Below are 24,639 nucleotides of genomic sequence, written 5' to 3' on the forward strand. Positions count from 1 at the left end.
TATTCTATCTATTTAATGAGCATCATTTGTTTCATTTTCACGAATTGACTCCCATTTACTCCTTCTGATACCATTCGGTAAAAGTAAATTCCACTTGCCAACCCGCGCGCATCCCAGGTAAACTGATAAGTGCCTCTGCCTACATTATCCTCATTTACTAATACCTGTACTTGTCTTCCCAGCACGTCATAGATCTCAATTCGGACCTTGGAGTTTACAGGAACCCAATATTCAATATTTGTTACCGGGTTGAATGGATTCGGATAATTCTGATGCAGCTGATAATACAGCGGGACTTCCCGGGAGATACTAAATGAAAGCTCACTAATGCTTTGCGTTGTATCTATCCCATCAGTAGCCTGTACTCTCCAAGTAAAATCTTCATCGATGTTGAGTATGGATTTATTCATCTCAATTGAATAGGCAGTGTCAGGGATTCCACTGTATTGCTCTTCCTCTCCGGCTTCATTCCAAATAGTGAGAATATACTCGGTATTGGCATTGCCATATACCTCGCTTGGCCCCCAATTAAAGTCAACCATTTGATTTTCATTTCTAATATCCACATAAATGGTATCCTTAATAGAAGGATAAATAAGAGAGAACGCTGTTGGCGGACGATATACTGAATAAATAATTATGTCTCTTACTGCCTCTGCACGATTCTCAAAGATATCCTCGAGCATGTAGCCCAGTGAATCATCTCCAAAATAATTTCTTTCCGGAATATAGAGAGCTCTGTTTTTCTCATCGGTTAACATAGTGGGTACGGATGTGATTTCGGCACCAACTTCTTGGCCATCGTTGGTCACCTGATAAATCTTCCCATTCTTCGGTAATTCGGTTATAATAGTTGCCAGTGGGTCCCCAAACTCATCTACATCCTTGAACGCCATTATATATTCCTCATTTTCGTTCATCTCGATGTTGGGAATACCGCGAACACTGAATTCTCTAACTACTCTATTTCCGAGCTGGAGGTGGTTGCCGTTGGTGGTCAAATCTTCTGCTACAATTCCTTTGTCATCAAATGTATGATAAAACACCAGGTTATTCTCCGTTCCTGATAAAATTTGGGTCATTCGTGACTGAATTCCTGCCTTACTTACAGGCGTATTCCAAATACGAATTTCATGAATTTCTCCATCATATCCCCGGCCCATCTGTAGTTGTGAGGCTCCCTGTTGTAAGTTTCCCTCAAAATTGTCACTGGCTATGCGGAAACCGTTTTTGTACAGGTCAATCGTTTTATTCTCATCATTTACAACTAAAGCGAGATGTGTCCATTTGTAAACTGAATCAGCTTCATTGAAAACAGATTTCTGGACTCCCTCAACAACCTTCTCTTTCTCAAAAATAGAACCTGCACTTACTGTGATTTCACTTCCATCATCTAAATAGATTGTTGCAAATAATTTATTGCCTTCTCCCCAAATAAGAAATTGACTATCATCTGATGAATTCCCGGTTTTGTTGAAGAGCTCATAATATTCGGTTAGAGAATCCGGAAGAACCCAGATTTCGGCAGTAAAGCTTTCCAGTTCGTTTAAGCTTGTACTTTGGTTTGCATACATGAATGTATCCAAGGTGCCGTCAAAAACAACGGTATTTACGGTATCTATAATAGAAGGATTTGGTCTTTTCTCCACGGCAGTAACCACAAATTCCAAAGGATCAAAACCCTGGCCCACTGCATCTGCAGTGATCCTATATTCCCCGCCAACATCACCCAATCGAAAGGCGGCGCGAGCTTCTCCATGTTGATTTGATACTGCTGTTTCAGGCTCAAACTCACTCCCCCTCGAAAATTCAGGGCTATCAAATATGGCAAAGTCCACCGGCTGGCCAACGATCGGGTTCTGGAACTCGTCCCGCATCCGTACCGACAGTGAATCCTCCAGTACACTTAGGGTCGGCTGCTCTTGCTCATCGCCGCCGATGATCACAAACGAAGCCAAAGGACCGGCCACCCCATATTGTCTGAACAATACCGTATCAACGCCGGCTGCCCGTACCTCAATTTGATATTCCCCTGACTTGGTCCCCAGATCAAATTCTACAGCGCCTGTTCCATCTGGACCGGTTGTTACCGTATTTGAAGATAGCTGTTGGTTTTGAGCATTAGCAGGAAAAGAAACAAGGCTGAAGGTCAAATTAACACCCTCAATTGGTTGATCATCTGCATCATAAGCAGCTGCCACCAACGGTTCATCCAGTGAAGTATTAACCTGTTGTGATTGCCCGTTTCCACTGACGATCACCAACCTGTCAATACCCGGATCAATAAATTCAACTTCCTCTGTATCCTGAATATCATTCCCGTTTAGTGTACCGGTAATGGTAGCAGTACCTGTGGAAACTGTGGATGTTAGCAATGCCGTATATGTACCGTCGTTATTGTCAGTTACTTCACTCAGGGTACCTGTATCCGTAAAGAGTTCAACCACTCCTTTTGACTCCTCTACAACCTCACCGCCTGCATCATAAAGCTGAACGGTGATCACAGATGTTGAATTTCCGTCTGCTATGATCTGATTTGGAACGGCAGTGATCGTAATATTTTCCAGTGATACCGTTGAGATCGTTAAGGTACCTGTAGCCTCTGTTGTATTCCCAAATTCATCAGTAACACTCGCATTTACCGGGTATTCTCCATCAGGCAAGGGCTCTGTCAGAATCACAGACCATGTACCGTCTCCCATAACTGTAGTTGTATAGGAAGTCCCGTTTATAACTACGGTCACTTCGGTGCCTTCAGGGGCATCACTGCTGCCGGTTACCGTTGGGGTAGATGTTTCGGCCGTACCATCATCGACGGTCAACGACGGACCGCTGGTATCTATAATAAGCGTGCCAGTGGCCTCTGTCGTATTTCCAAGTTCGTCGGTAACACTCGCATTTACCGTATACTCACCGTCCGGCAATTCATTGGTAACTTGAACGCTCCAGGTTCCACCCGCTTGAACAGTCGTAGTATATGTTTCACCTTCAATTATCACTGTAACCGTACTGCCCTCGGGAGCATCTGAGGTCCCCGAGACTGTCGGTGTAGGGGTGCTGGCTTCCGTATCACTTACGGTTAAAAGCGGACCGGAAGTATCCACAGTGATCGCTGCAGTAGCTTCGGTAGTATTTCCTGCATCATCTGATATTGTTGCGGTAACGGGATACTCCCCATCCTCGAGTTCATCAGTGACTTCTATACTCCAAGACCCATCACTTTGAACGGTTCCCGTATACGTTTCTCCATTTATTACAATACTAACCGTGCCTCCGATCTCATCAGATGTACCTTTAATAGTCGGGGTTTTATCATTTGTTTGTTGGTCTTCTACTGCCAAAACCGGAGGGGTTCCGTCAAAATCATAGTCATCTGTATCTCCCCCATCTGCGATGTCATTTCCTCCTCCATCAATGGCATCGTTAATTATTACAGTGTACGTGCCATCACCATCATCATACGCTTGTGTTGCTGATAGTGTGTATGTAAAGGTGCCATCTCCGTTGTCGGTCTCTGTGAAATCAGAACGGTCAAAGGTGTAAGCCGGCTGCGTAGTTGGGCCATCAATTGCTATATCGATATCTGATGGATCTGTGCCTAACTTAGTATCACTGTCAAAAGAAAATGTAAGATTGTCGTTACCATCTTCACCCAGAGCAATATTGGATAAACTCGGTGCAACTGTAGTATCCTTCTCTACATCATCACTGACTTCATTTCCTTCATTTCCGGCTTCATCGGTCAAAGCTACCGTTACTGTTAGCGTACCTTCAGCAAGTCCGGAGACATCTATTCCTGTCACCGAGGCTGTAGTTCCGTTAAAGGTTCCGGAATCTGTTATCTGGTCGGTTCCATCGGTGATCGTCCAGTCAAAGTCGGCATCATCCTCACCATTGGATATGGTAAACCCGGCATTGGTTTGATTGCCTGAATTTATCGGATCGGTATCCCAGGAAACTGTATATCCTGTGGGAGCTTCAGTATCTAAAATGGGATCTACAGAAACAGGCCCCGACTCATTTGCCGATGCATCGATACCTACAACCTCCACTTCTAAGTCTCCATCATCCAATCCACTTACATCAAAATCACCGGTATAATTACCTCCAGTTACCGTAACTGTAGTTGGGCCAACCTGATTGTTATTCTCATCTGTGATGGTAATTCTGGCGTTAGCTCCATTTGGCACCGTTCCTGCTACTGTTAGTGAGGTGGCCTCATTTGCATTAATGAGTTCCTGACTCAACGGAGTAGTTATAGTTGGTGTACCTAAATCTGTGGTAACCGAAAACGTAATGTCATCATTTAATGTAGCTAAAGCCGTGTTTTCTGTCTCAGCTTCAATGGTTACAGATCCAACTAAATCACCGGTAACATCAAGCGTGGCAATGCCATCAGTTGTTGATTGAGTTGTGGTACCCACCAAGGTTGCCCCCCTGAAATAGCCAATGAAATATTTACTCCATCAGATTCTACCAGGTTATCGTTGGTATCCAACAGACGAACGGTAATTGAAGGGGAAAAAACATCTCCTGCATTTTCATCTCCCGGTTGCTGTAGAAATTCTACTTTGGTGGCTGACCCAGCTGTAAAGTTTACCGTTACCGGGTTTGAACTATGCGTTAAATCTTGTCCTTCGTAATCGGCGGTAATAACAGCACTGCCTGCAGTTAAGGGAGCAGTTAGCGTGGCGGTATAACTACCGTCATCATTATCTGTTACGGCCGATAAGGTTCCGGTTCCCGAATTAGAAAGAGATACATCTCCTGCTGATTCCGTCAAATTCGTACCAGAATTGTCTTTCAGTTGAACAGTAATAGTACTGGTACTTACCCCATCTGCGGTAATAGTTGATGGAGATGCCGATATTGTTGACGTTGAAAGATCTGCTACTACTGATGGTACATCAATTGAAAGAGGAGCATAAGGGCTGTCATAAGCGCCGTCTCTAATTACAACTTCAAAGTTTCTAACCCCAGTCTGGAGAACTGTAGCCTCATTATCATATCTAAGAGCATCTAACAACATTTCCATATCTGCGATATCAGAATCTCCACCACTCTCTGCAAAACTTAATGAACTCTTATCTCCACTAACAGAAGCAGTAACTTCAAATGTTACCCCACCAACGATTACGTTCGAAATTGGATCTCCGTCGCTAAAGTCAAGATCAATGGAGCCACCTGAGGTTGCACCATCGATGATTAATTTTTCATCAGAACCGTTTAAAATATCACTAGTGTCAAACTGAACTCTTAACTCATCAAGAGAAGATGAGCCTGCATTTTGAGAGGGAGTGCTTGAAGTATCTGGAATATTTGTTTGCGCATTTTCCGTAAAACTGAGTTCATTCCCAATAAACCCAACTTCTCTGCCATAACCATTGGTATTTATATCTAAATCTACGGTTGGAGCTTCAACTACTACTATCGTACCAGTATCAACATCAAAGTAGGGACCAATGGCAAACTCAAGTCCAAAATAAGCAGGTCCTCCAGCCGAACCTACACTAATTCGAAAAGTACTTAATTCATTGTAAGTAACTCTGACACGATAATTATCGCCAATATCCGAAGGATTTGTAGTAGTAGTTCCATCATCACCGGGAGGATCCAGGTGCTCCATTTCCATCATAAATAAACCTTGTCAGGCTTGTATTACTGTTATAAACCGTATTTATAAATGAATCTCCTGATAACTCACTCTTACCAAACCCTCCAAACTCAACAAACTGTGTATCTCCTCCATCATGGTCATAAGAGTTAATGACTACATTTTGCAGAGTAACAGGGGTTCCTTCGTTAGTAATGCTATTGAAACTCCCATCCTCAATAAATTCGATTTCAAAGATTCCTCCCCCATTTCCTCCACTAAAATTTAATATTAACCAATCTTGCCCTACGGTAGCATTAGGAGCGCCTACTCCACTTAGAAAATCGGGATCAAAGTCAGCTAATATTTTCTCATCCTGTGTTTTAATATTTCGAATGATGGCATCAATTTTATCCCCGTCAATTTGTATAACATCCTGATACAACTGCACTGCACCATTAGCTTCTCTATTTGCACCATCTTCTAACGTAGAATTGTTTACCCTAAATTTAAACGGTGAAAAATCAGCATCGTAGAAAGTTGTTTGTGCAAATGCATCTTGAGGAACTATACTGAATGCACCTATTACAAGAATAATGAATGCCAGACAAACCGATTTTATCTGTTTAAATAAGTGAAGCAAACCTGTAGTAGAATTTCGTTGAGTTTCAACACTACGGTTTATTATAGGTTTGGAGATAAATAATTTCGAAGAAGTAAATTCGTATCGTTTTTTCATAGGATATAAATCGAGGAGTTATTCTTTTAAATCGGAGGTCTTTAATGGAATAATCAGGTTTTGTTGGCTAACCTCAGTTGAAATTAAATTTTTCAGGGTTTGAGGGAGATTATCTTTATAAGGATTGTAGGCTATAATGCGATTAGCAGAGACCCCCTCTTTTATCAGCTGCGCTTTAATTTTTTCGGAGCGAGCTTTTTCCAGTTCTTGAGTAAGACTTGGACCACCTTCTCCAATACTTTTTGACAGCACAAATAAGCTTAAATCGGGGTGCATCTTCATTAAACCCGCAACCCTGGCTAAAGTTTGATGTGCGTTTTCATTGCTTAGTTCAAGCAAATTCAAGCGCAGGTTTTCAGAAATGGACAACGGTTCATTGATAGAAAATTCTAACCTGCTTTTCACAAAATTTGTCTGGGATTTCTCCGTTTTACTAACAGGCTGGATTTCAAACTCAACACGTTGATTTTGATATTGTCCTTCTTCGGTTTCGTCACTTTGAATAGGCTGATCATCACCAAACCAACTGTATGTAATAAAATCAGGATCTACACCTGATTCTAACAATGCTAACCAAACTGCCCTAGCCCTGCTCTCAGATACCAATTGGTTCACATGACTACTACCGGTCGTACTTGCATGTCCCTTTATATGGATCTTCTGTTGAGGATTCATGGCAAGAACCATACTTACCTTTGAAAGCCAATTCAAATCTTCCGTTTGAATCTGCGAAGACAAAACATCAAAATTAACACTTCTACGATTTAATCCATCTAATATGATTTCTGAAATGCTAACTGCATTAGGCTCAAAAGGAGCTAAATTTGTACTTACCAAATGATTCCGAGAAACATGTTGAACAGCAGGTGGTGTATATGATGGAGGTTCGTGCCGGGGTTTTGTCTTCCATAAATTCAGTCCCACAGAAACTCCCCAAAACCCCTTTGGTACCTCGTTATCATTGAACTTCAGGCCACTTATAGTTTGATTATAACCGGCTGAAATCGTCATACGAGCTCCCAATTCGAGAGGGATTTCGAGTGCAAAACCTACCGGAACGAATGGGGCAAAACCTCCTTCAAAGTCCCAGAAAGAAGTTACAGGAAGACCACTTCCCATCTCTCTTGTTAATGGATCTTCAGGTGCGACTACTTCTAAAGGCCTATTATAAAATTTCCCTGCCCCTGCATAGAAATACAGTGGACTTTGTCTTTCAAAAATAAAGAGATCTGTTAACGGCTGACCAATGCGATAATCAATTGGGGTAAGCTGACTACGATAGCCTAATCCAGAAACAATACCGGAAGAAATGCTAATCTCCCCAAATCGTCCCGATTCAAATTGGTAGCGATTGTATATACGAAATTGGTAGTTCAACCCCTGATCATTGAAATCAGTTTGTCCTTGTTACATTCCCACTTGCAATCCGGGAGAATTGAAGAAAAGCTCTTCAAAAGACTGACCATTACTGACCCCTGATCCAAATATAAATATACCAAATAATAGTAGTAAAGCTGTATTTAAAATTTTCAAACCAACGTATTTTGATTCATCCTTAATGTTCCCTGTAATCAGGAGACAAATATTACTACCAGTTTTGCCAAACTACCTGATAATCTTACTGGTAATCTTATTGTCTTTTTTTGTTTTAAAGCTTATCCCATTTTGTAAAATCAGAATTGTACAAAAGAAGATTTTAACCCTTATAATTATATCTATAAAATTGAATAAATAATTGTATTTATTTAATATAGACTGCTCTATAAATGTTAGAATCTTTTCATATAAAAAAATTTGAATAAACCAGACCACTTGAGCTTTAATCTTTTTTTATATGTTAGTTCAGAAGATTGGCTTAGAATAATTTTTCAGAACTTAAAACATCAATAAATTTAATATTATACATGAAAGAATGAGATTTGAAGCTAAAACAGTATCAAGTATTACTTGGTATTTTCCCCGAAATAGTCTTTGAATTCAGATTTTTTATCCAACTACAAACCCCTTTCTTCCCCCGTAGCCTCTCATCTCTATAAACCCATTTCTTGATCTTCGAACAAAGTCGCCAAATTCGAACTTTATTCTGAGACGGAATATTCATTTGCCAGGCAGAAGGATAATCAGCTCCGCTGTTGTAACGATTCTTTACTTTGAGATTTGCTTTTCTCGGCTCAATAGTCCTTTTATATCCTCTTGGATAGAGAAAACCCACAGGGCTGTCTTGCTGAACTCTGCGGATCTTTATCCAGAACTTTTCCTAAACTTACTTGATGAGCATCATTTGTTTTATTTTCACAAACTGACTTCCATTTACTAATACCTGTACTTGTCGTCCCAGCACGTCATAGATCTCGGTGATTACTCTAAAATTAAGCTGAGCAGGTCTTAAATAAGTACACTACGATTCATCATACCCCGTCATCTCTATAAAACCGGTACCTGAAATTTCTTGATTATTTATCTCTCCCTTCACCGATAGAGTTCCTTCAAAATACCGAACGGAGACATCCATCTCTTGGTCTGGGAATAAAGTATTGAGCTGAAGGTTTAAGTTTTCTGAAGGTATCTTGATATTCCAAGCTGAAGGATACACTGCCCCACTATGTGGACTTTCCCATCTTTCTTCTACTGTAATTTCAACCTGACTTGGATCTATGGTCGTTTTGTTTCCCTCCGGATCTATTACTGAACCGGTTGTAAACTCACTTACCGAACCATCATTATTTCTGAGCTGATAATACATTAAGTCATACCCATTGGACAGCTGTATGGAAAACCAATCCCATCCCTCTTGCTCCTCACCCAAAGCTGAAGTACTCCACTCATGATCCATCCAGCTGGAACCGGAGACTTCAAATTCATTTCCGTCTTTTGTTATAGTGCCTTCTGTAGCCATCCGGGTAAAAGCTAAATAATAGGAAGCGTTACCTTCTTCAGGTCCTTTAGGATCGTACCCGTCTTCTCCTTGTAAAACTAAGGGCTTGGAAGGAGTAAATTTGAGATTGAGAGCTGTTTCATCTTCCATTTTAGCGCGAATGCTTACCGAAAAGTTTTTATCGTTGTTACCCTCTGAATCTATCCGTTTAATTTCCCAATCTTCCAGCCATATTCGGTATGGTTCTGTTTGCGCACCTGCAAGTCCTGCCGCTCCCCTGCTGTATCGTTCTTCAAATACATGGTCTTCATTTTCCACATCGGAAATGGCGAAATGCCCAAGATATAGCTGATCAGTGTTCCATTCTTCTCCAAAAGCTTCTGCGGTCTCATTGGAATCCGGTGGATTTAGCTGACTTCTGAAAATGGTAAACTGATATCCAAATTGCCGGCCTTCTTCCGTAAATACGTTTCCGGTGTAGTACCACCATTCGGTTCTAAAACCGGGGTGTGGGCCGTGATCCTCAGGAAAAATAAACTCACGTGGACCTGTGGCTCGCAAATAACCTTCGTTATCACCACCTCCCATTGCCTCTGCAACGGATACGGAGGTGTTTATCTCTTGGTCCTTTTCCGGCCAAAACCATACAATTCCTGCAACACATGTTATTGCCAGTACAACCCAATAAAGTTTTTTCATGATTTCTTACTTTTTAATTTACAATGTGCTTTTCCTTCTTTTTTATGGCCACAAAGTCACAAGGGCACGAATTTTCACCAAGTGTGAAAACTGAAATTAATTTATTCGTTGTGATTCTTAGTGGCTTAGTGTCTTGGTGGCAAATTCTGATTGCAAGTATAGATATAAATTGGTCATCTAAACTATTGACAAATTTTAATCGATTACTACTTTTCACAGCTCATTCATTTCTCAATGCATCAGCGGGATTTGCTTTCGCCATTTTCCAGGATGGATACAGTCCGGCCAGTAATGCCGCAACAACTGCCAAGAATACTGCTTGAATCAAAACCTCGGCTGAGATCATAAATTGCAACGTCCATCCAAATGATCTAAGGTTAATCACATAGACCAATACATAGGCCATCAACAATCCAAGGGGAACAGAAAAAATACCGGCCATAATCCCCATCACACCTGTTTGGTTGATTACATAATTCCAAAGTTGTCCCGGGGTCATACCATTGGCTCGAAGTACGGCCAGTTCACGAGATCGCTCAAGCTGAAGGGCCATCAATGCACTTAACACACCAATAAATGCTACTATAATTGCTAATATCCGAAGAACAACCGTCACAGTGAAGGTCCGGTCAAAAATTTCTATGGAAGCTTCTCTAAGTCCTTTGTTGGAACGAATAAATATATCCTGAATACCGGCTGATTTCGCTCTTAGCTGCTCTACCATTTCATCAACAACCACGTCGTCTTCTACATAAAGAGCTAATCCTGATATGGCCTCATCATCAAAATATTGATTATATACCTGGCGACTCATCGTAATGGTTCCAATATCTGATGCATAATCAAAGTTAATAGCCCGGATCTCAAATCCCCTTCTCCCCTCATCGGTTTGAACAAAAATTGAATCTCCCAACCCTACTGCATTCCGATAGGCATACACTTCTGAAACCATCAGGATGTCTTCACTGCTATATCGCTGCCAAAAGTCTTCAGAACCCTCTTTTAGTTGGTAGGTATTTCTTGCCGTCGCTCCCTGGTTGATGGCCACTAAGTTATCATCTCCTAAATTGGTTCTCACATCTATGCTTCTTACCGTATGAGATTCCGCAATTCCCTCTGTTCCTTTTAGTAAGGTTGAAAGTTCAGGAACTAAAGTAGCATCGGCAAAACGAGATACGGAACTTGGTGGCTGAACATAAATATCTGCTTCGAGTTGTGCTTCAAGCCAAGAAACCACAGTTGTTCTAAAACTGTCAACCATCACACCGACACCAACCGTGGCTGCAACCGCTACTACCAATGAGGCTATAGCTACCGATGTTCGGCTGAGTTCTGTAATCACTCCCTGTACCGACATTTTCCCAATCAATCCATTGAATGTTCCAAATACAGGCCTGAATAACTTCGCCAAGCCAACCATCATGAGTGGAATTATGAGAGAGAACCCTATGATCATAAATAGAAGCGAAGTATATCCTGCAGCAATCCCTCCTCCCGGGATGTAAAGTATACCAAATCCTGTCAGTCCCCCTGCCAAACCGAATCCGGCGAGTTTATATATGCGAGAGGTTATCTTTGATTCACTTGAGGATCTTTTCAATACGGTGGTTACTTCAGCTTGGGAAGCTTCCCGCGCCGGCCAGAATGAAGCCAATAAGGTCGCTCCTAATCCCAACAAAATTCCCTTTATCAATGCCGGAGCATCAATGGTTAGCTCTTGCACAGATAGTACAAAGTAGAGGTCGTTGATGGATTGTGTAACTAACTTCACCAAACCCTGTGCCAGTACAATACCCGCTGCTATTCCAATTAAAGTTCCTAAAATACCAATTAGCAACGCTTCTTTTAGGATTACAAACAGTATCTCATTTTTTGTAACTCCAAGGGCTCGCATTCGGCCTATGATTGGGCGACGTTGTACTACCGAGAAAGTCATGGTGTTGTAGATCAGAAACATCCCGACTAATAGTGCCAATAAACTTAAAGCTTGTAAATTGAATTCAAACGCCCGGGTCATTTGAGCCACGGTCTCCGTTCGGGAATCGGAACGAATGACATCAACTCCATCCGGTAAAACCGATTGTAATTGCTGAATTTTATCGTCTGAATTTTCCGGCAAAATTAGATCAATGCGAGACAGCTCGCCCTTCATATCAAATAACCGTTGAGCCGTGTTTACATCAACTACAAGCAGGCTTTGTAAGGCCTTTTCACTTCGGTCATCTTTGGTTTCAATCACCCCGACAAGCTGAATATTAAAAGATCGCCCACCGACCGATATATCTAACGAATCTCCAATTTCTGTTGATAATTCCTGAGCTACTGTTTCGGTAATCATACCTGTGTTTTTCCCGCTTATAAACTCAGAAAGTTCTATTCCGGCTTCCTGGCTGGCATAATCTCTGAACGGGGCCTCGGCAATGGGATCAACACCTAACACCTGGAACATTCGGTTCACCCCTTCTACCCGTGCATAGCCTTCCACTACCGGGGCAGATTTTCGTATTCCTGCTTTAATTCGCACATCCGTGTAAATATCATCGTCGAGGTCTTCTGCCGCTCCTTTTATCTGATGTGTGGCTTTACCGGTTACGGCTTCGGTAGACAATGAAAAAGCGGTTTTAGCCGAGTTATTAGATATATCAATGGACACAACAACTGCAACACCTAACGCAACACCTAAGATGGATAATGCAAAGTGCCACGGATGACGAAGTAAAAATCTGAGGCTGGATAGCCACAGCAAATTCGTATTCTTATTCATTTCAGGACCCTGTCATTTCTGATAAATCTTCAACCGGCGACAGCGTTCCACCTCGAATCTCCAAAACCCGATCAGCAATTTTACATATATCCCGGTCGTGAGTGGCAAGAATAATGGTTCTGTTATTTTCCCGGACCAGTTTGTTCAACATATCAAGTATGGTGGCGCCGGTTTCATAATCGAGGTTGCCGGTAGGTTCATCTGCCAGTATCAACATAGGTGCGTGAGCTAAAGCCCGGGCAATGGCCACCCGTTGCTGCTCTCCCCCCGAAAGACGATCGGGATAACTATCTCCTCTATCCCCTAACCCAACTTCCTTTAGAAAAGTATCTGCTTTTTGACCGGCTTCTTCATCCGTATCTCCTTTAAGCTTTAAGGGCAGTAACACATTTTCTTTTGCAGTGAGTGTTGATATTAAATTGAAAGACTGGAATATGAAGCCAATATTTTTTCTTCTGAATAAGGTTCGGTCTTTCTCATTTAGCTCCCCAAGGTTCGTATCGCCTATTTTAATCTCACCTGCATCAGGTTTATCGATACCACTTACTAAATTAAGTAATGTGCTTTTACCGGAACCAGATCGTCCCAATAGCACAATCATTTCTCCCTCAGCAACATTGAGATTTAACTGATCGAGTACTTTTCGGGTTTTTTCTCCCTCTTGGTATTCTTTGGTAAGATTTTTTAAATAGATGTGTGAACTTTTCTTCATTCGGTTGTTTTGAATCTTAATTGCGTCGACCAAACACCTTGAGTTTATTAATTGTTCCTGCTTTTTGATTTATGATGATTCTTTAATCCTTAGTTTTCTCTACTCGCTTGTGCAAGCAAAATGCTTGGACTAAGAGATAGACATGATTGAAGGTATATAGCCTAATCTACCCCTAGCGCAAGCGTCGCGCTTGTGCCGTGTCTTTGAGGAATACAATTGCCTTACCAAACAATTGGTCCAAGCGAGACGCTTGAACCAGGACTTGGTGTTTTGTACTTCATTCTCCTTGGTAAATATGTGCTTCGTTTCCCATCTATGGCTTAAGTCACACTATACACCTGCCCTCAAATCGCACTATACTTTGTCCCAAGTCGCACTACCTCCTAGTGCAAGCGTCACGCTTGTGCAATGTTTTTATAGGAATCCGAGGTCTTAACAAAAAGAAGAATTGGTCCAATCTCTATACTTGAACCAAGTAGTCATTAATTCCAGCTTTATTTGCCTCAATTTATTTTAAATAAAAAATTTTGTAAGGAATTTCCCTGGAACTGCTCTTACTGTATAAAAACACTGACTATGAGTAGGAAAAATAAATTTTTAGATCAGGGCCAAGTATACTTTATCACTTGTTCAGTTATAAAGTGGTTCAAAATATTCCGAATGCCAGAATACTGTCAAATTCTTATTGATAGTTTAAAATTTTGTCAGGAAAACAAAGGGCTAATTATTTATGCTTGGTGTATCATGAATGACCATATACATCTTATAATTGGCACTCAAGACCAACCGATGCAAAACATTATCAGAGATTTCAAAAGTTTTACTTCAAGAAAAATCAGAAAAAAGATGTTCAAAAATAGAAGAAACGTAAAAATCTCTAAAATTTATAAAGAAATGCTAAAAGCAGGAGCAGCAAATTCCAACAATAAAGATTGGCAACTTTGGCAACAACACAACCACCCCCAAGAATTGTTTTCAGAAAAAATTGCTGAGCAAAAGTTAAATTATATCCATTATAATCCTGTTAAAGCCGGGTTAGTTGATCACCCAATAGAATGGCCTTATAGCAGTGCTGTAGATTATAATGGGCGAAAAGGACTTGTAGATATCGAAATTTTAAGATAGCTCAAAATTGGTCCAAGCGCTACGCTTGAACCAGGACTTGGTGTTTTGTACTTCATTCTCCTTGGTAAATATGTACTTCGTTTCCCATCTCAATATGAATTTGTATTTCATATTCCCATCTATGGCTTAAGTCACACTATACACCTGCCCCCAAGTCACACTATACTTTGTCCCAAGTCGTCCTACCTCCTAGCGCAAGCGTCACGCTTGTGCAATGTTTTTATAAAATCCGATATCTTAAATAATGAGTTGAGCTAATCATAAAACCTAGACTTAATTACTATTCTACGCGCCTATTTTTTCACTTAGTTATTACCAGCCATCTTTTTCATGATTCTCAATTCGTTAACCCCTACCTTTGAAACGAAATAATATTGAATTGAGTAATCCCCATGCAAACAATTCCAGCAATCGATCTTTTAAACGGTGACGCAGTCCGCCTTCATAAAGGCGCCTATGATGAAGTTACTGTGTACGATAAATCTCCCGTCAATCAGGCTAAAAAATTCAAGGAAGCCGGGTTTGAGCATATCCACGTTGTAGATCTAAATGGTGCCAAAGAAGGTAAATTCCTCAACCTCCCTCACATAAAACAAATTATAAATGAGCTTGGAATTTCAGTACAGACCGGTGGGGGTATTCGCACCTTTGAAGATGTAGAAATGCTGTTAGATGCCGGACTTTCTAAAGTGATTTGCAGCTCTATGGCTATCAAGAATGAAGAAGATTGGTTGAAAGCACTCAAGCAATTCCCCGAAAACATGATTTTGGGCATGGATCTCAAAGACGGAAAAATTGCCTATTCTGGCTGGCTGGAAACTGCTGAAGAACCTATTGAGTCTTTTCTTGGCCGTATGATTGACCACGGACTGCAAGAAGTTTTATGTACGGATATTTCCAAAGATGGAACCCTCACAGGCCCAAACTTTGATCTTTATCATGATCTTAAAAAGAGTTTTCCTTTTATCCAGTTAATAGCTTCCGGCGGGGTTTCTTCTTTGGAGGACCTCAACATTCTTAATGACGCCAACATAGATGCAGTCGTCGTCGGAAAAGCTTATTATGAGGGGCGAATTTCATTAGATGAAATGAGAAAATTCAACGATTAGCTGTATCACCATTATATGCTTACTAAAAGAATTATCCCCTGCCTCGATATTAAAAACGGCCGAACCGTTAAAGGCGTAAATTTTAAAGGACTCAGAGATGCCGGAGACCCCGTTGAACTGGCTAAACGCTACAGTGAAGAAGGCGCCGATGAACTTGTTTTCTTGGATATTACAGCAACTCTTGAAAAACGAAAAACATTAGTAGATCTGGTTAAGAGAATTGCAGCAGAAATCAATATTCCATTTACGGTGGGCGGTGGAATTAAATCTGTTGAAGAAATTGAAGAATTGTTGAAATCCGGGGCTGATAAAGTTTCTTTAAATAGCAGCATCGTCAAAAATCCGGATCTGATAAATAAAGCTTCTGATACTTTTGGAGCCCAAGCCATCGTAGCTGCTGTTGATGCAAAAAGACATGATAGCAGCTGGAATGTGTACATTAAAGGTGGAACCGAAGACACCGGACTCGACGCCATTGAATGGATGCAGGAAGTGGAAAAGCGGGGAGCCGGAGAAATTTTACTTACCAGCATGGACCGAGACGGCACAAAGTCAGGCTTTGATGTAGAGCTGCTCAAAAAAGTAAATGAATTGGTAAAAATTCCCGTGATTGCGAGTGGAGGTGCAGGTTCAGTCCAACACTGTATTGATGCCGTAAAATTAGCTGATGCCGATGCGGTTTTGGCGGCAAGCATTTTCCATTTCAAAGAAATTGAGATCAAAGATCTCAAAGACAAAATGAGGCAATCGGGAATAGAAGTGCGACCCGTTGAATAATTCTTATATTTCTTCTTCTAAGTCTACAAGATAAACGTCACTGGCTACAGCCTGCCCAATTACTTGCTCCTCCTCATCTTCGATCATCACTTTTAGCGGTCCGCTAAATGGGGCTTTTTCAATCACTTCAATTTTCACCCCCGGTATCAAGCCAATTTTTTCAAGATATCGTAACAACTCCGGGTCTTGATCTTTTACCCTGCCGATAATATACGGCGTGTGTTCTTCTGCCTCAGATATTGATAACTGTGCCATTTCTGGCATTACCCCGTCTTTTGAGGGAATAGGATCACCATGTGGATCGTGTGTGGGATGATTCAGCAGTTCAGCAATGCGATCTTCAAATTGTTCGGATATGTGGTGCTCCAGCATCTCGGCTTCATCATGAACTTCGTCCCAGGAATAACCCATTACTTCTTTTAAGTACAGTTCCAATAACCGATGATGGCGTAATATTTCTAACGCTATTTTATTCCCGGTTGATGTAAGTTTTGCTCCCTTGTATGACTCATGTTCCAATAAATTCAACTTAGCGAGCCTTTTCAGCATGTTCGTGACCGATGCAGAGGATACATCCATCGCCTTTGCGATATTGGTAGTGGAAGCCACATCACCTTCTGACTGGAGTACGTATATGATTTTGAGATAGTCCTCTACCGATTGGCTGAGTCCCAGGCTGTTTTTAATAGATTCTTGCACGATTAGTGTTTGATGAAATTCTTTTTAGGATGCCTTTTGAGGTTAAACCAAATAACAAAAGGGTCTCATAGAACTAAAATATAACAATTCTATTGATTTACTGAGGCATCTGCTTTTATAATAACTAAAGTCATGTCATCATGTTGTTTGGCAACCCCTTTGAAGTCTTTAACGTCTTCGACAATAATCTCCAGAATTTTTTCTGAAGAGGCCGTCCGAATACCTTTAACTAATTTTTCTAATCTATTTTCTCCATAAAAACCCTTGCCCGAATTTAGCATCTCGGTGATGCCATCGGTGTACATGATAACCACGTCACCCTCATCAAGCTTTAGTGTATCTTCTTTTGTATTTCGAATGAATTTGTCACCCTTAGTTACTCCAATTCCAACACCATCCGGTTTTAGCCATTCAGTGTCGCCATTAGCACGAACCACCAACATGGGGTTATGTCCTGCTCGTGCGTAAGTAAATTGTCTTTTGTCGGCTTCTAATATCCCATAGATCATAGATATAAAAGTTCCCCGGGTAGCGTTTTCATTAAACAAACGATTGAGCTGATTGAGCAATTCTACCGGAGAGAGAATCAGGGTACTTAAACTGTGCAGCACTCCTTTGGTGAAGGTCATGTAAAAAGCAGCCTGAATTCCTTTTCCGCTCACATCACCAATGGCTAATGCCGTACGTTTTTCTCCCAGGGGAATCATGTCGTAATAATCGCCACCGGTTTCTTGTGCAGGGATACAAACTCCTGCTATATCAATACCCGGCAAACGGTAGATTTTTGAGGGTAAAAAAGTTTGCTGAACTTCCCGTGCTATAGAGAGTTCCTGCTTTAATCGTTGCTCTTTGGCTTGGTCTTCAATATAGTCCGGAATATATTCGGGTAATTCTTCCCGGTTGCTTCCTTTCAGCACAAAGTATATTCCTAATACGGTGGCTGACAATAAAACTAAAATAAAAAGATAAAAGGTATTAGCATCTGGTGAGCCGTTAATAACCCATCCTTTTGAAGTACTTAGGAAATTGAGGAAAACAAAGAAACCAAAAACGATCGTCAGGAAATCATACCGCAAGTAAAAATATCCCAGAATAAAACCCACGATAGCTCGTAAAATCCGGTCATAAGCATCCGGTTCAATCTCAAATGGCATGATATCCAGCAGGCAAAACAGCAGAGCACTCATCACGGGTATGGCCCATTCATTTTTCACCATTCCTTTCATTTGGTTACCAAGAATCAGGAAGACCGTTATTACAATCAATAAGTCCAAACTTGTTGTTACCAATAAGTTCGCTACGGATGGCAAAATGTAGTTATCCGAAATGAACCCGGCATCTGCGGGGATGTAGGATGCAGAAAATATCCAAATAAAAACTCCTGCCACACCCGACAGTATTCCCCCTATAGCAACTGAATTTATAATATCCCATCCAACCGGTTTATTTAAAAACAAGCCTTGTCTTACCAAGTCCCAGGTTTTCAGTTTCGCTGCCCAATATTGACGAGTGATAGAATCACTGACGGCTGTTATCACAAAAAAGCCCACCGCACTAATTGCCCCTAATACTGCAAGACCTAAAAAATTATCAATGAGTTGAGAACCGTTTTCAATATCGAAAGCCACGTTATTGATAAACTGGAGCAGCCATATTCCGGGAACTATAAATCCTGCCAACACCGCAATTACCATAGCGGGTTTAGTATCAATGGCTCGGGCTTTTATACGCAAATAGAAAATGAATAAGAGCCATATCGCAAAAATCAGCAATACAAACAGGGATACCGTTTCAAGGATATCACTGTATATACCATTACCTGAGTTAATTTGGGGAAACATTTCATAATCAAGAGATTTTAACGCTCCGGCCGGCATAACCTCTGCAGTCAATGTCACTCTTACATCACTATCCGGATCTTCCACACTCCAGAACGTTTTCGCAAAGCGAATCCCTGCTTCGTCCATCACATGGGTAGAGTCTTGCTGAAAATCAAAATTTGTCCACACCAATTGTTCTATGTAATAAGAGGCAAGCTTTTGAATGTTCTCCTCAGAATAAATTCTTGCATTGGTCTCAAGATCATTCGCACGAATTCGATTTAATATTTGATCAAATTGTCCGCCTGATGGCTCTTCCGTATTTAAATGCTGAAAATTTACCAGGGCTGTTACCAATGAATCTTCTGTAGCACGCGAGTAGCCGGTCATCTGATCCTCAAAAACAGACCGTATGGCAAACCGGTTGTAAGGCCGCTGTCGTGTTATAAGTTCATTATTAACGGTAAATCGCACTAACTCTTCAGTGGTACTTAACTCTATTCGAACCTGGGGTGCCCCATCTCCGGTCTGAGTACTTATTCCCTGAGCGTACCATCTCATTAATGGTATTTTTTGTAGAAATTCTGAATTTTCTGTCCGTTTCTTAAGTTCTTTTATACCCCATTTTACTTGTAAAGAATCTATAAGCTGATTTGAAGTACCAAACTGAACCGTCGGTAAAATATCAAAATCCTGGTAGTGGTTGTTTTGGAATATTCCGTTCGCCCGTTCAACTATACGTTCTTTACTGCTTTCAATTTCACCCATTGAAAATGGATGATGTATTGAGAATGAATAAAAAAACACTCCTATCCCGACTACTCCGAGTAGCAGTATTATTAAGTCCCTAAAGAGTTTTTTACCCTGTTGCATATCTTACTTTACGAAAAACTTAGATTAGGTTTCATAAATATCCTTAGATTCTTTAAAATTTCGAAATTGCAGGAATTCACCTATGTGTTTGATCGCTTTTGCTTACAAAGAACATCCCAAATATAGTTTGATTTTAGCAGGAAACCGGGATGAATTTTATGAACGTCCTACCCGAAAAGCTCAATTTTGGAATAAGGGAGGCTATCCTGAGATATTGGCCGGCAAGGATTTAGAAGGCGGAGGTACCTGGTTGGGAGTACATAAAGATGGCCGTTGGGGTACTTTAACAAATTACCGTGATACGAGTATTACAAGAGAAAATCCCCCAACCCGCGGTGAACTTGTTCTTGATTATCTAAAGAACTCCAAAAATGGGATGGATTATCTTCAGGAAGTCTCGAAAAAAGCACAACAATATAATGGGTTTAATTTGTTATTGTGGGATTCAAAGGGATTTTATCACTACTCAAACCAGAATAAAAAAGTTACCAATATTGAACCGGGCATCCATGGAATCAGTAACGCACTGCTTGATACGAAGTGGCCCAAAGTAGAAAGAGCAAAAGACAAGCTTGCTGAAATAATCTCAGCCAATCATTTTAAAAAGGAACAACTTTTTGAACTGCTCTTAGATGAAACTAAAGCTAATGAAGAGGAGCTTCCTGTAACCGGAATACCGAAAGATTTGGAAAAAGCTGTTTCCTCAATTTTCATTAAAACGGAGAATTATGGCTCCCGTTGTTCTACCGTTCTGCTAATTGATAAAGAAGGTAACATTGATTTTACAGAGAGAAGCTATGAACCGGGAACCACTAAGCTTAGTAGTGAGCAGCATTTCCGTATTGAGTCCTAAACTATCTCTTGAATGTATAAATAAAGCAATCCGCACATTCGTCCATCAAAATAAGATTTCCATTCTGTATACCAAGTATTGATTTAATCATATTTCCGTGCTCTCCGGCATTAATTGGTTTTAGGATATATTCAACATCCATATCTTTTTTGTTTGACTTTTCAGCACGATATTCTTGCAATAATTCCCCATCTAAGTACCATTTCACTATATTCTGCTCTAAAATCTGGAGCGTTTGGGTATAATCAACTGAGTCTGCATCAATCCTCATACCCAAAATTCCTCCAGTACTTTCAATCCATTGCCATTCTCCGGTATAGTCGAGCGGAATGCTTTGCTCATTTTCAAAAACACTGCACCCTGCGAATAAAAAAAGTAGGATAAGGATATATAAATTCTTCATAACGATAGATTTATGTGCCGGTTAACCCCATTATTTAATAAACCAATCTAATTAAATAGCTCTACCCATCCAAGCTGGTGACGGCTGCTTGTTTACCTTCAGGGGTATAATCTGCAGGATCAGGAACCTTACCGAACTTATAAATGATGCCAACAATTAATAGTATGCCTACAATGTAAATGATCCATATAGGTACATTTAATACCAATGCACTTATCATTGCAGCTATACTGATTAACCCAACTGTCATTGCATAGGGCAATTGCGTATTGACATGCTCTACGTGATCGCATTGTGTGGCTATAGAACTTAAAATGGTTGTATCAGATATTGGAGAACAATGGTCGCCCCATACAGAACCAGCAAGTACAGCACTTACACTTGCATAGATAATCTCCAGCGTTAGAGCGGTTTCGATACCGGTGTTGTTACCAACCTCCCAGGCCAAAGGAACCACAAGTGGCATAAGTATCCCCATAGTGCTCCAGCTTGATCCGGTAGCAAAAGCTGTCAGTGCAGACAGTAGCAGAACAATAGCAGGCAGCCAAAATGGGTTCAATGAATCTCCAAATATCTGCATTAGATATTCTGCAGTTCCCATTTCTACAGTTACTGCACTTAGTGACCAGGCCAAAACCAAAATTAAACAACCATCAAACATGGTGTACATACCTTTCATCATCCCTTCCAGGGTGTTTTCAGAATCAAGTAACTTTTGGATAATGGTTATTACAATTGCAACAGCAAGTGACGCGATGGCTCCCCATACAAGTGCTAAATAAGAATCGGCTGATTCAATGATATCCTGAATAGAATCTCCACTGCCGGTTACAAATAGCCCCGCTATAGTTCCAATGACCAAGGTCAGGATCGGTAGTACAGCATTTAGCCAGTGAGATTGCTTTTTCTTCTCTTCATCTTTTTCAATTTTATCCTTCCAAAGGTTGTATGTATCCAGAGCTGGATCATGCTTAGCCTTGTAGAGATTAATTCTTGCCTTTAACATGGTTCCATAATCTCTTCCTGAAGCAGCAATCAAAATGACAAAGAGTATGGTAAAGAAGGCGTAAAAGTTATAGGGCAGTGAACTTATAAAAACAGAATAAGCAGCCTCATTAAAGTTCGGCATTTTCTCTTCTGCATCTGCGATATATCCTACCATCGCGCCTATCCATGTACTAATGAGAGCTACTGTTGCAATGGGTGCTGCTGTAGCATCAACCAGATAAGCTAACTTAGCACGTGAAATCCTAAGTTTATCAGTGAGTGGACGCATCGAATTTCCTACTACCATGGTATTGGCATAGTCATCAAAAAATACAATAAACCCCATAAGTGATGTGGCCAACTGCCCCTGTCTCTTGGTTCTGATAAATCTCGTAATTGCTTTTATAACACCCCTGGTTCCCCCATTATCGGTTATAATACCAACCATGCCGCCAATCAAAAGAGTGAAAACAATTATACTTGCATGCCCTCCATCAGCTACCTGCGGCACGATAAAATCAGTCATTGAATGAAAAAAGCTGCCAAACAACCACGAAAATGTGAAATCACCACTTAAAAAAGCACCTGACCAGACGCCTATAAAAAGGGCAAAAAGAACCTGCTTAAATGTTAAAGCAACAACTATGGCCAGCAAAGGTGGCAACAGACTAACCCAGGTTCCAAAAAACCCAGAAACCGATTCAGAACCCTGGGCAAAAGCCCAAGTCTGCTGAGATGCTAAAATCAATATCGAGCATATCCCGATTAGAACTGCAATTTTCTTTTTCATATCCAATTTAATTGTTTTTGAAAGCCGCTCAGAAAATAACATCTATTCCATTAAATCCAAGATGCAATGTTAGACTGCCTTATTAACTTTTAACAGTTTACCCTTTGAATTGCAGGTATATGTGAGTTACTATTCTTGCATATCAATCGGAATAATAAATTCACTTTATGAAAAATAAAATACTACGCTCGGTTTTGATGGTGTTGATATGGACTTTTGGTTCATTGACCATGCTATCTGCCCAAGGTTCTTACAGTAATTTTAATGACTTAACGGACCGGCTAAATCAACTGAATTCTAATTATGGAGATCTTGTATCCCTTGAATCTTTAGATGAAACTGCTGATGGCAGGGAAATCTGGGTCCTTACAATCGGAAGCGGGGATATTGAAAATCATCCTGCTGTTGCTGTTGTAGGCGGCGCGAAAGGTTCTCATATTTTTGGGAGTGAGTTAGCACTTACTTTTGCCGAAAAACTCCTCGCTCGCTCAAATACTGATGAAGTTAGTGAGTTGCTTGAAACTACGACCTTTTATGTATTTCCTCGCCTCAATCCTGATGCGACAGAACATTACTTCGCAGATCTCAAATATGAACGGGATGTCAACACCATATCTACCAACGAAGACCGTGATGATGCTTTTGATGAGGATCCTTTCGAAGATCTGAATGGAGACAATCTCATTACTATGATGCGGGTTGAAGACGAGACCGGCAAATGGAAGATGCTTGAAGAAGACAATCGCTTAATGACTCAAGCAGATATAACTAAAGGTGAGCAAGGGAATTATCATGTTTTCACTGAAGGCATGGACAACGACAAAGACGGTGCCTTCAATGAAGACGGTGAAGGCGGAGTCAACATCAATAAGAACTTCACTTTTGACTACCCCTATTTTGAACCCGGAGCCGGAGAAAACATGGCTTCCCAAATTGAAACAAGAGCTATATTGGATTTCCTTTTTGAGGAAGCTTCCAATGTGTTTTCAGTGGTTACATTTGGCCCGGCCAATAACTTGAGTTCACCCCTTCGATTTAATCGTGGAGCAGTAAGTCAGCGTGTGATTACCGGTTGGTACGAAGAAGATGTAGCTGTAAACAGCTTGGTATCCGAAGCGTACAATGAAATTACTAACCTTGACTATGCCCCAGCCAATTCCGGTCAACAGGGCGACCTGTTCCAGTGGGCTTATTTTCACTATGGCAGATTTAGCTTTAGCACTCCGGGCTGGGCTGTTCCTGAAGTAATGGACGAAGAAGGAAATTCACAAAAATTTGAGTCCACTGATGCTAAGTTCCTTGTTTGGGCTGAACAACAAGGAATGGATGCTTTTGTTGACTGGCAAGAAGTGAATCACCCCGACTTTCCAAATAAAACAGTCGAAGTGGGAGGCATCAAACCTTATGTGAGTTTCAACCCTCCTTACAGTGCTGTTGACTCACTTGCAGAGTCACATACCGACTTTTTAATCAAGCTTGCTGGCATGAAGCCCAACGTACAGCTCGTGAATTTTGAAACAGAAGAAGCTGGCAGAAATTTAACCCGTATTTCAGTAGACGTTCACAATAGCGGAATTTTGCCAACAGCTGCAAGATTGGGTGAACGAACCAACTGGGTTAAAGAAGTGATTCTTAAACTTGAGCTCTCCGGTAATTTGGAGTTAGTCAGTGGCGATGTTCTTGAAACCATCGAATCAATAGAAGGAGACGGCTCCTTAACACAAACCTGGCTGGTACGAGGAAACGGTTCGTTTACCATTTCAGCCGGCGCACCAAACACCGGAATTTCAACCATTGAACAAACAATCAGATAGTGATTGC

Annotated in this window: 16 protein-coding genes; 5 read left to right on the forward strand and 11 right to left on the reverse strand. The window is 40.9% G+C overall.

The features are described 5' to 3' along the window. Positions 1 to 8 precede the first annotated feature (8 nt). The 7 genes from RI561_RS03300 to RI561_RS03330 form a co-directional block, all read right to left on the reverse strand. Entirely contained in the window at positions 9 to 4,424 is a 4,416-nt protein-coding gene (locus RI561_RS03300) for an Ig-like domain-containing protein (protein ID WP_395078801.1), read from the reverse strand. Then, on the reverse strand, positions 4,361 to 5,635 hold the full coding sequence (locus RI561_RS03305) for an Ig-like domain-containing protein (RefSeq protein ID WP_395078802.1): 1,275 nt from the start codon (positions 5,633 to 5,635) through the stop codon (positions 4,361 to 4,363). Before RI561_RS03305 ends, RI561_RS03300 begins: the two co-directional genes overlap by 64 nt. Beyond that, complete coding sequence (locus RI561_RS03310; protein ID WP_395078803.1) at positions 5,601 to 6,332, reverse strand: hypothetical protein; 732 nt, start codon at positions 6,330 to 6,332, stop codon at positions 5,601 to 5,603. Before RI561_RS03310 ends, RI561_RS03305 begins: the two co-directional genes overlap by 35 nt. A gap of 18 nt (positions 6,333 to 6,350) precedes the next feature. Then, positions 6,351 to 7,709: an OmpA family protein gene (locus RI561_RS03315; protein WP_395078804.1), complete on the reverse strand. Its 1,359-nt coding sequence runs from the start codon at positions 7,707 to 7,709 to the stop codon at positions 6,351 to 6,353. A 1,021-nt stretch (positions 7,710 to 8,730) separates the two neighbouring features. Then, positions 8,731 to 9,906: a lipocalin-like domain-containing protein gene (locus RI561_RS03320; RefSeq protein WP_395078805.1), complete on the reverse strand. Its 1,176-nt coding sequence runs from the start codon at positions 9,904 to 9,906 to the stop codon at positions 8,731 to 8,733. 220 nt (positions 9,907 to 10,126) lie between these two features. Then, positions 10,127 to 12,670: an ABC transporter permease gene (locus RI561_RS03325; RefSeq protein ID WP_395078806.1), complete on the reverse strand. Its 2,544-nt coding sequence runs from the start codon at positions 12,668 to 12,670 to the stop codon at positions 10,127 to 10,129. Position 12,671: 1 nt separating this feature from the next. Then, positions 12,672 to 13,382: an ABC transporter ATP-binding protein gene (locus RI561_RS03330; RefSeq protein ID WP_395078807.1), complete on the reverse strand. Its 711-nt coding sequence runs from the start codon at positions 13,380 to 13,382 to the stop codon at positions 12,672 to 12,674. A 576-nt stretch (positions 13,383 to 13,958) separates the two neighbouring features. On the opposite strand from RI561_RS03330, the gene RI561_RS03335 reads away from it, so the two are divergent. The 3 genes from RI561_RS03335 (at position 13,959) to hisF (ending at position 16,393) form a co-directional block, all read left to right on the forward strand. Continuing rightward, positions 13,959 to 14,507, forward strand: coding sequence for an REP-associated tyrosine transposase (locus RI561_RS03335; RefSeq protein WP_395078808.1), 549 nt, complete (start codon positions 13,959 to 13,961; stop codon positions 14,505 to 14,507). Between the two features lie 392 nt (positions 14,508 to 14,899). Then, positions 14,900 to 15,616, forward strand: a complete 717-nt coding sequence (gene hisA / locus RI561_RS03340) for a 1-(5-phosphoribosyl)-5-[(5-phosphoribosylamino)methylideneamino]imidazole-4-carboxamide isomerase (protein WP_395078809.1) — start codon at positions 14,900 to 14,902, stop codon at positions 15,614 to 15,616. 15 nt (positions 15,617 to 15,631) lie between these two features. Next, entirely contained in the window at positions 15,632 to 16,393 is a 762-nt protein-coding gene (hisF, locus tag RI561_RS03345; protein ID WP_395078810.1) for an imidazole glycerol phosphate synthase subunit HisF, read from the forward strand. 3 nt (positions 16,394 to 16,396) lie between these two features. On the opposite strand, the gene RI561_RS03350 is transcribed toward hisF, so the two are convergent. Together RI561_RS03350 and RI561_RS03355 are read right to left on the reverse strand one after the other, a co-directional pair. After that, positions 16,397 to 17,092: a metal-dependent transcriptional regulator gene (locus RI561_RS03350; RefSeq protein WP_395078811.1), complete on the reverse strand. Its 696-nt coding sequence runs from the start codon at positions 17,090 to 17,092 to the stop codon at positions 16,397 to 16,399. Positions 17,093 to 17,181: 89 nt separating this feature from the next. Next, positions 17,182 to 19,785, reverse strand: a complete 2,604-nt coding sequence (locus RI561_RS03355; RefSeq protein WP_395078812.1) for a PP2C family protein-serine/threonine phosphatase — start codon at positions 19,783 to 19,785, stop codon at positions 17,182 to 17,184. Positions 19,786 to 19,867: 82 nt separating this feature from the next. Between RI561_RS03355 and RI561_RS03360 the strand changes: the two genes are divergently transcribed. Next, positions 19,868 to 20,638, forward strand: coding sequence for an NRDE family protein (locus tag RI561_RS03360; protein WP_395078813.1), 771 nt, complete (start codon positions 19,868 to 19,870; stop codon positions 20,636 to 20,638). Between the two features lies 1 nt (position 20,639). Here RI561_RS03360 and RI561_RS03365 read toward each other — a convergent pair whose 3' ends face one another. Further along, complete coding sequence (locus RI561_RS03365; RefSeq protein ID WP_395078814.1) at positions 20,640 to 21,041, reverse strand: hypothetical protein; 402 nt, start codon at positions 21,039 to 21,041, stop codon at positions 20,640 to 20,642. Positions 21,042 to 21,102: 61 nt separating this feature from the next. Beyond that, positions 21,103 to 22,818, reverse strand: a complete 1,716-nt coding sequence (locus RI561_RS03370; protein WP_395078815.1) for a Na+/H+ antiporter NhaC family protein — start codon at positions 22,816 to 22,818, stop codon at positions 21,103 to 21,105. Between the two features lie 167 nt (positions 22,819 to 22,985). On the opposite strand from RI561_RS03370, the gene RI561_RS03375 reads away from it, so the two are divergent. Then, on the forward strand, positions 22,986 to 24,632 hold the full coding sequence (locus tag RI561_RS03375; RefSeq protein WP_395078816.1) for a M14 family metallopeptidase: 1,647 nt from the start codon (positions 22,986 to 22,988) through the stop codon (positions 24,630 to 24,632). Positions 24,633 to 24,639 lie beyond the last annotated feature (7 nt).

The sequence above is a fragment of the Gracilimonas sp. genome, from assembly GCF_031581265.1.
Lineage (GTDB): Bacteria > Bacteroidota > Rhodothermia > Balneolales > Balneolaceae > Gracilimonas.